Origin of the sequence: Streptomyces hygroscopicus subsp. hygroscopicus (assembly GCF_001553455.1) — a bacterium.
In the GTDB taxonomy this organism is placed as follows: domain Bacteria; phylum Actinomycetota; class Actinomycetes; order Streptomycetales; family Streptomycetaceae; genus Streptomyces; species Streptomyces hygroscopicus.
Window position 1 is genome coordinate 1 of sequence record NZ_BBOX01000477.1, and the last position, 10,527, is coordinate 10,527.

Sequence of the window (10,527 nt, forward strand, 5' to 3'; positions counted from 1 at the left end):
CCGCCGCTGGTCGCGCCGTTGCTCAGGGGCCACCACGTAGGGCCGTACCGAGGCGGGTTCCCGGTCGTCCAGCGGCAGGGCCGCGGTACGCCATTCGGGAGTGGGCACGTCGCTGTGCGGGCTCGTGACCACCGGTTGGGCCCTGGCGGCAGAGTCCACGTCTCCCGCCTCGGGCCGCGAGATGTCCGCACGCGACGCGAGAGGCATCGCCTCGGACCGATGACGGCCGCGCGGCCGTAAGGCGAGAAACGCACTCACCCATGCGCAGAACCACTGGATAGGGTTGTTCATTGTTCATCAGCTCCTCTGAGGCTGTTGGGCCACGCCCCCGGACGCAGCCACGTCGCGGGGGTCTGCCTTTCTGGCACAAGCGTGGCGCAACTCACGTACGCTCAGGTGAGGTTCATATCCCGAGGTTCATTTGGGGAAATGGGGACGGCACATGGCGGCACGGCCACGCGAACTCACGCCCGACCGATCCGCCCGACACTTGTTCGGGGCGAAGATGCGTGCCCACCGAGAGCGCGCGGACATGAGTCTTGAGCGGTTGAAGGATGTCGTGATGGTGAGCACAAGCCACCTGTCACGCATCGAGACGGCCGACGCAATGCCCCCGCCCGACCTGCCCAAGCGGCTGGACGCCGTCTTTGGAACGGACGGGATTTTCGAGGAGCTGTATGGGCTTGCCCGCCGGGAGATCCATCCCGACCAGTTCAGGCGGCGGATGGAACTCGAGGCACAATCGCGGCTCATTGAGGAGTACGCCGGTCAAATCGTGCCGGGGCTTGTGCAGACTGAGGGTTACGCCCGCGCCCTGTTCGAAACGTTCGACCCTAAAGCCACGGCGGAAAAGATCGAGGAGTTGGTCAGCGCCCGCATGAGTCGGCAAACTCTATTGAGCGCCGATTTTCCGCCCGACATCTCACTGATCCTTGACGAGGCAGTTCTGAGGCGGGCATTCGGCGGGCCTGCCGTGATGCGTGCACAACTTTCTCGTCTGGTTGACCTGACACTGACCCCGACGAGCGTGATTCAGGTTCTACCGTTCGAATGTGGTGGACATGCTCTGGTGGGGGGAACGCTGACGTTGATGACTCTCGACAACGGTGCTCGCGTAGCCTACGAAGAGAGCATTTCTACGGGGACATTACTTGAGGACCTCGCAGCGGTCTCGGCGCGCCAGCGGGCCTATGATCTGCTGAGGGCCTGCGCTCTGTCGCCGAGCGACACGTCGACTTTCATTCGATCCCTGATGGAGGTACTACCCGATGAGTGCCATACCTGACCGATCCGGTACCGAGTGGGTGAAATCCAGCTACAGCGGCAACGGGGGCGGCAGTTGTGTCGTGTGGGCACCTAGCCTCGCGTCTGCTGGCATCGTCCCCGTACGGGACAGTAAGGATCCGCAGGGTCCGACGTTGACCTTCCCGGTGTCGTCCTGGTCATCATTCGTATCGGCAGTCAAGAGCGGGCAGTTGCCCGCAACCTGATCGGCCCTGACGGAACACCAGAACCACGGCCCCTGACTACTCGGCAGGGGCCGTTTGAGTTTCCCGCCGGTCCGGCGCGCATTCCACCGTACTGCACCTGCCCAGCGTGTGGCATGCCTTCTCGCGACCGCGAAGGAATCTCGTTCCAGACGGTGCGGCCCCTGCCGTCTGTATTTGGAAGTAATCCGGCCCGTTTCAAGGTTGCTGAGCTTGGTCTGAGATATGTTGCAGCGCTGAGCGAGCCAGACCTGAGTTCGGTTGGCTCGCTTGCGGAGCGTGCGGAGTGTTTCCGCTAGGTCGGCTTTCGACTGACCTAGCTGTTCCGGATCAAAGGTCAAGGCCCTTCACGTACTCCTTGAAGGGCACAGCGTGCTCCAGGGCGAGCCGCTGCCATTCCCGATAGGGAGCAGGGTCACCCTCGTATGCCTCGCGGTTGATCTGTGTACCGTCCGGCCGGAAGTTGAGACAGGCGATGCGGGTTCGGTCGAACATCCACCAGTCTTGGCCGGTAAGCGGCAGGCCGTAATCATCGTGAGTTACATCCAGGACGCGGATGTCCTCTCCGGCCTTGATGTTGCCCGGGATGCCCCAAGCGAATTGGTACCGCTGATAGTCGGTAAGCGGCTGGCGCACGACGCGAACACGGCCGATGCTGCGGCCTGAGTCAATATATATCTTGACTCGCTCATGCCAGCGCGCATTGTGATCCGCTGGCTTTGCTTCACCCGCCAGAAAGCGGGCCACGTTCTCCTGCTCCTTGGGCATGGTGTACGTGGGCTGTGCCTCGAACCGCCATGCTTCCCGCTCGAAGGCGTCGAAATACTCGCGCCAGCCATCACCATCCAAGAGCATGAACAGCCTCCCTCAGAACATGCTCGGGAATCTTCACCAGCGCCTCACCGGCCGGAGGTTGAAACGCCTTGCACTGGTCGCCTTGGACGACGATGCCGCCATCTGTCTCGTCTCGGTAGACGTTCGGGCAATCGTCGTCGTCGCAGTTAGGCCCGCCAGCATAGCCCGCGCATGGGGGGCAATGGTCGCCCGACAGGCGAGGGGCAGCCTGCTGGGCGAGGATTATGCGGCCACGGCTCTACCAATCAGGGTTCCGATATGGCCACGCGTCGGGGCTTCGAGAACCTGAACCGACGCTTCCGCGAAACCGGCCGTGCGCAAGTGGCTTTCCCACATTCGAGGCGGGTAGCTGTAGCGGTAGGTGAACATGGCTGGCCCCGCGAAGCCGCCCTTGTACATGCCCTGGGGGCCATACGCGCCAGGGATGGCTGGCGGTTGTGAGAAGACGAAGACGCCGCCACGGTTGAGCCGCTTCCACACAAGAGGGAAGAGCTTCTCCGGGTCACTGAACCAGGCGGCGCCGAAGATCGAGTAAATCGCGTCGTACGTCTCAGAGCTGCGCCGCAGGTGGTCAAGAATCTCGGCGCAGATGAACTGCGCCCCCATAGGACCCCATCGCTCCGTTGTGTTCCGCACCATCACAGGTGACAGATCGACGCCGGCTGCCTTGATGCCCCGCTTTGCGAGGTAGGCGAGCATGCGCCCGGTGCCGCATCCGATCTCAAGCACGCTTTCCGGCTCGCCGAGCAATTCGACACCGGGTCCGTGCTCGCTGTACTGCGTCCACCTGAACACCGGGTCACCCTCGAACACGTCCTTCTTAGCCGATTCGGCGAATGTGTCCCATAGCTGGCGCTCATGGTCGTAGTTGTGCTGGGCGGTCAACGTGCTTCCCTCTCATTGGTCGTTGGGGAGAGCACCCCGCCCTCGGACGGGACGGAGGCGGGGCACTCCAAGCGGCACCGGTCAGTGACTATCCGGAACCTTGTTGTCGCACGGGGAGCACTCGGACCCGTCCCGGCTCCACAGTTCTTCGTCCGCGTCGAAGCCGTTGTTCCGGAGGAAATCAGCTGTGCGGATGACCAGTCCGTCAGTGCGGCGCTGGATGAGTGGCGCGTGGTGCTTGTACCGCCCGTGGTTGTACACGTCACAGAACGCGAAGTACACGGGCGTGTCGAGAATGATCTGATGAACGCCGATGTCCACGACCTTGCCCACGCCCAGGTGCACGTTCGGGTGTTCCATGGCGGTGATCAGGTAGGCCACGGCATTGCCGAGAATGCGTTCCGCCATGTCGCGAACCATGACGTTGTCTCGCATGAGAAGCGCGATCTCGCGGTCCCACAGGTCGAGCCCGACCGATCCGGGACTCTCCAGCACGTTGTACGTGCACTCCTTGACACGGGGGCGTACAGCGTTCAGTAACGCCCGAGGGGCGCGGTATGTAGTACCGCTCTGAGCTTCGACCATGACGGTCATCCGGTGGTTCCCCTTTCAATTGATGGGAGTGTGACCCGTCAATGCCGCGCGGTTGCACGGGAGACGGGAGCCGCGCTTTCTGCCCCTGCTTGGCCAACGCTGCGCAAACATCACACCCTGGCGGGGGTTTCGGAGGTCGACGCCGAAGCGACAGGTGTACCGGTTCCGCCGTCGCCGTGTTCGATGTTGCGCTCATTCCCTGGGGCCTCCCCGCGACTGGGTGTCGTCTCAGGGATAGTGCCGGGAGGCACCCGGCAATGCGAGCGTTATGGGCGTTGTCGGGTAAAGATCATGGACCACTCGGTCAGGAGTTCCCGGCAGTCATCGCCGAAGACTGCGTATCGCTCGTATTTCTCAAAGTCCCTGAGATATGCCGTTACGTCTCTGTGGTCCCGCAAGATCAATGCGCCCGTGCCGGTTTCCACGGTGGCTAGCCGGCGGTCATAGACCGTGAATGTGTTCAGCGGCCTCTCTGGAATGTGCCCGCCCAAAGGGATCACGCCTAGCTGCACATTTGGAATGCGGGAGACGGATGCAAGCCGGTCGAGCTGCAAGGCCATTGCCATAGGGGGGAGTAGTGGCCATCTGGCAGCCTGCTCGGTGAGAATGAACGTGAACGACTTTGAGGATTCGTAAAGCACCTGCTGCCGCTCTAGTTTCTTCGCAATGGTCTTCGACTGGTCGCCGGGAACGTCGGAAATGCTGGCACGCACATACTCCGGCGTGGCCAGCAATCCGGTAATCATAGAGAGCAGAAAGAATCGGAACTCTGTCGATACCGCTTCAATCCTTGCCAGCTCGTTCTGCTTCTTGTCCAAGCCTCTGCGGCGAGAGGACCAGTGGTCTTGCCACTCCGTATTTGCCGTCCTCGCCAGCGAAAGTATCTCGGCAGCAACAGGACTATCCACTCCGAGGGCTTCCAGGATCAGTTCAACATCGACTAGTGAGGGTGTGAGCTTTCCGCTCTCAATGTTGCTGACCTTGGTCTGAGACATGGTGCAGTGGCGAGCGAGCCAGGTTTGAGTTTTCCCGGCTCGCTTGCGCTGACCTCTCAAGGCTTCCGCTAGGTCTGATCTGGACTGACCTAGCCTCTCGGGCTCAAACGTCAATGCCCTTCACGTACTCCTCAAAGGGCACCGACTCAGCTACCGCGATGCGCTGGTATTCGATGTACTGAGCCACATCCCCTTCGTAGATTTCACGGTTGATCTGGCGCCCGTCCGGGTAGTAATTCATCAGCACCACTTCGGTACGGTCGAACATCCAGAAGTCCTGAACGCCTTCCAGCGGGTTATCCCGGTCGGTCACGTCAAGAATCCGGATGCGCTCGCCAGCCAGTGCGTGGGGTGCGTAATACTGGGAGAACTCGAATCGCAGGTAGTCCGAGAGCGGACGCGTCAGGACGTGCACACGCCCTTGGGGGCGCCCCTCTGCGACTTGTCGACGCAATCGGTCGGTGTACTCGTTTGAGACGGCGTGCGGGTCGATACGGGCCCCGGCTTTAAAGGCCGCGAACTCTTCTTCCTCCTGCGGCATGAGGTATTGGGGCAGGGTCTCAAGCCTCCACGCTTCCCGCCGGAAGACCTCGAAGCGCGCCGCCCATTCCTCACCAGCCAAGTACACGTACAGCCTCCCTCAGAACGTGCTCGGGGATCTTCACCAGTGCCTCACCGGCCGGAGGCTGGAACGCTTCGCACATGTCTCCCTGGACGACGATCCCGCCGTCGGCCTCGTCCCGGTAGATGTTCGGGCAGTCGTCCTTGCCGCAGGTGCCGTTTCCGTTACCGGTCAGGCGGGTCAGTTCCTCGCGCGCCATGCTGAAACCCCCTTGTGCTGGCCCCCGTTGGGACCTGGTGGCTACGACGGTACGAGGGACTGGCAGGCCCGGCTATGCGGCAACGCCAATATTCGCGTAGTCGGGTAAACGGGCCTGACGCCCTAGGCCAGGACGCCCCTGAGCGGCGCCGCATGCCTCTCCGCGTAGCAACAGACCCCCAGCCGGACGGCCGAGGGGTCTGGGAGGCTCCTAGGCGTGTATCGAATGTTCCGCAACTTCGTGAGCACTTCCGCCTGATCACGGGCAATTTCACGCGATCATGAACAGCGGTAACATTCAGTAGCTGTCGACGGTCGTGTGTTAGCGATCTTCCGGTTTGAGTGGCCTACCGCCGCCCGGTCAGGTCCGACTCCGTCTCCGCTGTGTACGCAGGCGGATCAGATGGTGACCACGATCTTTCCCTGCACGTGTCCGCGCTCGGAGTGAGCATGCGCCTTTGCGATCTCCTCCAGCGGGTAGGTCTGTTCAATACGCGGCGTGTAGCGGCCTTGCTCGCCGAGAGCGCCCGCTTCGGCCAGGAGCGTAGCGTCGTTGACCGCGTTGGCCACCCGGACGCCCAGACGCTGTGCGTTCACGTGGTCGGCGACCGTCACCACGCGGTCCGGGTCGCCGACGATGTCAACGAGATCGGCCAGGGAGCCGGAAGCGGCGGCATCGAGGACGAGGTCGACTCCGCTCGGGGTCAGGCTGGCGAGACGTTCCGCCAGGCCCGCACCGTAGGTCACGGGAAGGGCGCCCAAGGAGGTGAGGAACGCGTGGTTGCGCTCACTGGCCGTCCCGATCACGGTGGCCCCCAGGGCGCGGGCGATTTCGACCGCCGCGCCGCCGACTCCTCCGGCAGCCCCTTCTATCAGGAGGGTGCGACCCTCCAGCTGACCGAGTGCCTTGAGTCCGCCCAGCGCCGTCACGGATGCCAGGCCGGCCGCGGCGGCCTCCGTGTCGCTCCAGTTGGCGGGGGCGTGAGCCCAGGCCGAGAGGACCGCCAGCTCGGCCGTCGCACCCGTCACTCCGCCCAGACCGAAGACGCGGTCACCGATGTCGACCGAGCTGACCCCCTCGCCGGTCCTGTCCACCAGACCTGCGACGTCGCGCCCTGGGATCGCTGGCAGATCGATCGGGAGGAAGTCGCGCACCGATCCATTGCGCACCTTCCAGTCGACGGGGTTAACGCTGGCCGCCATGACACGGACGCGGATCTCTCCAGGACCGGGCAGCGGGTCCGGGGCCTGCTCGACGACGAGGGTGTCCGTGCCGCCGTACTCGTGGTAGCGGGCTGCGCGCATGATGACCTGCCTTGTTTGTCCAGATGCCTTGGTATGCCTTGACGTCGACTACGCTAAAACCTGACGTTGGCGTGAGGTGCAAGTCGACGCGTCAGCCGGGAGGGCGGAGGACACATGCGGATCGGTGAGGTGGCCCGCCAGGCCGGGGTGAGCGTGAGAGCTCTGCGCTACTACGAGGAGCAGGACCTGTTGCAGGCCGAGCGAAGCTCCGGCGGGCAGCGTCAGTATCCGGACTCTGCGGTCGACCGGGTCCACCTGATCCAGCAGCTGTTCGCCGCCGGGCTGCCGAGCAGGTCTGTGCGGGAGGTGCTGCGCTGCGTGTACTCCGGAACGGTGTCGCCGGGCCTGCTGGATCAGCTGGAGAGCGAGCGCGCGCGGATCAGCGGACGGATCAACGAACTCCTCGCTGCGCGTGACCGGCTCGACGGCGTGATCGCCACCACGCGCAACCCTCCACCCGAGTGCACCCACGCACAGGCGTTGGACGGCCCGGCTCTCAGCGCTGCACCAAGCAGCACCCACCGGCCCGCACCCAGAACGACGGACAGGTGAGAGCCGCTCGTGCACTCTGCGTATGATCGGCTGCCGAAGACGACGCCCATGGCGCACGGAAAGCCGGATCGCAGTAGAAGCCACTGCTCACGAAATCGCATTCCCTACGAATGTGCTGGTCACAGCCACTCGTTGATGGCAGCGACGAGGACAGTCGCTTCGTAGCGGACCGCGAGCTTGTCGTATCGCGTGGCGACAGCGCGGTGTCTCTTGAGGCGATTGATCCCGCACTCGACCGCATGGCGCTCGCGGTAGTCGACCGGGTCGAAATGCGGTGGCCGGCCGCCGTAGGAGCCGAGCTTCTGACGGTTGCGTGCCTGGTCGGCCTTGTCTGGGATGGTGCAGCGGATTCCGCGGCGGCGAAGGTAGGCGCGGTTCCTGCGGGAGGCGTACGCCTTGTCTGCGCGGACCCGATCGGGGCGGACACGTGGCCGGCCCGGTCCTATGTGGGGCACGCGGATTTTCTCCAGTACGGGTTCGAACTGCGGCGAGTCCCCGCGCTGCCCTGCCGTGATCACGATCGACATGGGCTTCTGGCCTTGCTCGACGGCCAAGTGCAGCTTGGTGGTGAACCCGCCGCGCGAGCGTCCCAGCCCACGATCGCCGGGCTCGGTGAAGACACCGCCTGGTAGTTCCTTCTGCAGGTCACCTTGCTTGCGAGCCCCGGCTGCATGCTGATGGGCACGGCACACGGTTGAGTCGACGCTCAGATCCCACGTGATCAAACCCTTCGCGTCGGCCAGGGACTGGAGCCGGGTAAGGATCCGCTGCCAGGTGCCGTCCCGCTGCCATCGGCGGAACAAGTCGTAGATCCGGCCCCACGGACCGTACTCGACGGGCACGTCCCGCCACGGCACACCGGTCCGGACCCGGAACCGTATGCCGTCGATCAGCAGCCGCCGAGACCAGACGGGCGGCCGCCCCGCCTTCGCCCCCTTCGGCAACAACGGCTCCAACACCGCCCACTGCTCATCCGTGAGATCTCCCCGACCCATGAACCGTGATCATTCACAGCTCAAGATCCACTTTCGATACACGGCCTAGATGGTGGCTCAGGACAGGCCGGGGCCCCGCACCGGGATGGTGGTGAACGTCGGCTGTGGCGCCGGGTCCGTGAAGAAGTCGTTCCCCTTGTCGTCCACCACGATGAACGCCGGGAAGTCCTCCACCTCGATCTTCCAGACCGCCTCCATGCCCAGCTCCTCGTACTCGAGGACCTCGACCTTCTTGATGCAGTCCTGGGCCAGCCGCGCGGCCGGGCCGCCGATCGAGCCGAGGTAGAAGCCGCCGTGCGCGGCGCAGGCGTCGGTGACCCGCTGGGAGCGGTTGCCCTTGGCCAGCATGACCATCGAGCCGCCGGCCGCCTGGAACTGCTCGACGTAGGCGTCCATCCGGCCCGCCGTCGTCGGCCCGAAGGAGCCGGAGGCGTAGCCCTCGGGGGTCTTGGCCGGGCCCGCGTAGTAGACCGCGTGGTCGCGCAGGTACTGCGGCATCTCCTCGCCCGCGTCCAGCCGCTCCTTGATCTTCGCGTGGGCGATGTCGCGCGCCACGACCAGCGGGCCGGTGAGCGAGAGCCGGGTCTTGACCGGGTGCTTGGTGAGTTCGGCGCGGATCTCGTCCATGGGCCGGGTGAGGTCGATCCGCACGACGTCGGTCTCGTCCAGCTGCTCGTCCGTCGTCTCCGGCAGGAAGCGCGCCGGGTCGGTCTCCAGCTGCTCCAGGAAGACGCCCTCCGGCGTGATCTTGGCGAGCGCCTGGCGGTCGGCGGAGCAGGAGACCGCGATGGCGACCGGGCAGGAGGCGCCGTGGCGCGGCAGCCGGACGACCCGGACGTCGTGGCAGAAGTACTTCCCGCCGAACTGCGCGCCGATCCCGATCTTCTGGGTCAGCTCGAAGACCTTCTCCTCCAGCTCCTTGTCGCGGAAGCCGTGGCCGGTCGGGGAGCCTTCGGTGGGCAGCTCGTCCAGGTAGTGGGCGGAGGCGTACTTGGCGGTCTTCAGCGCGTACTCGGCGCTGGTGCCGCCGACCACGATCGCCAGGTGGTACGGCGGGCAGGCGGCGGTGCCCAGCGAGCGGATCTTCTCCTCCAGGAACGTCATCATCGATGCCTCGTTCAGCACCGCCTTCGTCTCCTGGTAGAGGAAGGACTTGTTGGCCGAGCCGCCGCCCTTGGCCATGAAGAGGAACTTGTACGCGCCGCCGTCGGTCGCGTACAGCTCGATCTGCGCGGGCAGGTTGGAGCCGGTGTTCCGCTCCTCCCACATGGTCAGCGGGGCCATCTGGGAGTAGCGCAGGTTGAGTTTGGTGTACGCGTCGTAGACGCCGCGCGAGAGGGCCTCCTCGTCGCCGCCCTCGGTGAGCACGTTCTGCCCGCGCTTGCCCATGACGATCGCGGTGCCGGTGTCCTGGCACATGGGCAGCACCCCGGCCGCCGCGATGTTGGCGTTCTTCAGCAGGTCCAGCGCGACGAAGCGGTCGTTGGCGCTGGCCTCCGGGTCGTCGAGGATGCGGCGCAGCTGGGCGAGGTGGGCGGGCCGCAGGTAGTGGGAGATGTCGTGCATCGCCTCGGCCGCGAGCCTGCGCAGCGCCTCCGGTTCGACCTTCAGGAAGGTGCGCCCATCGGCCTCGAAGGTGCTCACGCCCTCGGAGGTCACCAGACGGTACGGCGTGGTGTCCTCTCCCAACGGCAGCAGGTCCGAATAGGTGAACACTGGGCGGGCGGGGCGGGAGACGGGGGACATCGCGGCCATTCCTCACTCGACAGGGCTTGGGCTGACTTCGTCGACAGCGCGTCCATAAGCGTAGAACGCGGCGGCCGGACGGGACCTGTGAGGTAGGGCTCAGTGGGGGGCCGAGGCCGGGGTGGCGCTCGGTGGCGGGAGGCCCCGCAGTAGGGGTGAGGATCAGGGAGACTCCAGGGTTCGTCCCCTAGTTGCGATCTATCGCGACTCAGTACGCTGAGTCCGTGGATGAGCAGCAGCCCGTGTCCCTGACCAAATCCGCCCCGGCGCCCGCGCCCGTGTCGGCCCGGCCC

The 10,527-nt window shown here is 64.9% G+C and carries 12 protein-coding genes and 1 pseudogene; 3 read left to right on the forward strand and 10 right to left on the reverse strand.

Features of this window, described 5'->3' with window-relative positions:
- The first annotated feature begins 442 nt into the window (after positions 1–442).
- Both AXW62_RS36490 and AXW62_RS41965 read left to right on the forward strand, forming a co-directional pair.
- Positions 443–1,285 (forward strand): helix-turn-helix domain-containing protein, encoded by an 843-nt coding sequence (locus AXW62_RS36490; protein WP_060948187.1) that lies wholly within the window; start codon positions 443–445, stop codon positions 1,283–1,285.
- Positions 1,269–1,490 carry a DUF397 domain-containing protein gene (locus AXW62_RS41965; protein ID WP_079106173.1) on the forward strand — a complete coding sequence of 74 codons (222 nt, stop codon included), beginning with the start codon at positions 1,269–1,271 and terminating at the stop codon, positions 1,488–1,490. The genes AXW62_RS36490 and AXW62_RS41965 overlap by 17 nt, the downstream gene beginning before the upstream one ends.
- Before the next feature lie 191 nt (positions 1,491–1,681).
- On the opposite strand, the pseudogene AXW62_RS46835 reads toward AXW62_RS41965, so the two are convergent.
- From AXW62_RS46835 to AXW62_RS36525, 8 genes and pseudogenes are all read right to left on the reverse strand, one after another.
- Positions 1,682–1,828 (reverse strand): annotated as a pseudogene (locus AXW62_RS46835) (helix-turn-helix domain-containing protein); the annotation flags it as partial.
- Complete coding sequence (locus AXW62_RS36495) at positions 1,818–2,342, reverse strand: DUF6879 family protein (protein ID WP_060948188.1); 525 nt, start codon at positions 2,340–2,342, stop codon at positions 1,818–1,820. The pseudogene AXW62_RS46835 and the gene AXW62_RS36495, both read right to left, overlap by 11 nt.
- Before the next feature lie 222 nt (positions 2,343–2,564).
- Positions 2,565–3,227 carry a class I SAM-dependent methyltransferase gene (locus AXW62_RS36500; RefSeq protein ID WP_060948189.1) on the reverse strand — a complete coding sequence of 221 codons (663 nt, stop codon included), beginning with the start codon at positions 3,225–3,227 and terminating at the stop codon, positions 2,565–2,567.
- Between the two features lie 81 nt (positions 3,228–3,308).
- The gene (locus AXW62_RS36505; RefSeq protein ID WP_060948190.1) at positions 3,309–3,821 is read right to left on the reverse strand and encodes a hypothetical protein; all 513 of its coding nucleotides are present in this window, start codon (positions 3,819–3,821) and stop codon (positions 3,309–3,311) included.
- A 266-nt stretch (positions 3,822–4,087) separates the two neighbouring features.
- Complete coding sequence (locus tag AXW62_RS36510) at positions 4,088–4,930, reverse strand: helix-turn-helix domain-containing protein (RefSeq protein WP_060948191.1); 843 nt, start codon at positions 4,928–4,930, stop codon at positions 4,088–4,090.
- Positions 4,920–5,444, reverse strand: coding sequence for a DUF6879 family protein (locus tag AXW62_RS36515; RefSeq protein ID WP_060948192.1), 525 nt, complete (start codon positions 5,442–5,444; stop codon positions 4,920–4,922). Before AXW62_RS36515 ends, AXW62_RS36510 begins: the two co-directional genes overlap by 11 nt.
- Positions 5,428–5,637 (reverse strand): hypothetical protein, encoded by a 210-nt coding sequence (locus AXW62_RS36520; protein ID WP_030822507.1) that lies wholly within the window; start codon positions 5,635–5,637, stop codon positions 5,428–5,430. Before AXW62_RS36520 ends, AXW62_RS36515 begins: the two co-directional genes overlap by 17 nt.
- Positions 5,638–6,035: 398 nt before the next feature.
- Positions 6,036–6,941, reverse strand: coding sequence for an NADP-dependent oxidoreductase (locus AXW62_RS36525; RefSeq protein WP_060948193.1), 906 nt, complete (start codon positions 6,939–6,941; stop codon positions 6,036–6,038).
- A 114-nt stretch (positions 6,942–7,055) separates the two neighbouring features.
- Between AXW62_RS36525 and AXW62_RS36530 the strand changes: the two genes are divergently transcribed.
- Positions 7,056–7,493 (forward strand): MerR family transcriptional regulator, encoded by a 438-nt coding sequence (locus AXW62_RS36530; RefSeq protein ID WP_051885990.1) that lies wholly within the window; start codon positions 7,056–7,058, stop codon positions 7,491–7,493.
- 119 nt (positions 7,494–7,612) lie between these two features.
- Here the strand turns inward: AXW62_RS36530 and AXW62_RS36535 are convergent, their stop codons facing one another.
- Positions 7,613–8,488 carry an IS5 family transposase gene (locus tag AXW62_RS36535; RefSeq protein ID WP_060948194.1) on the reverse strand — a complete coding sequence of 292 codons (876 nt, stop codon included), beginning with the start codon at positions 8,486–8,488 and terminating at the stop codon, positions 7,613–7,615.
- A gap of 57 nt (positions 8,489–8,545) precedes the next feature.
- Positions 8,546–10,234: a fumarate hydratase gene (locus AXW62_RS36540; RefSeq protein ID WP_060948195.1), complete on the reverse strand. Its 1,689-nt coding sequence runs from the start codon at positions 10,232–10,234 to the stop codon at positions 8,546–8,548.
- Between the last annotated feature and the right edge of the window lie 293 nt (positions 10,235–10,527).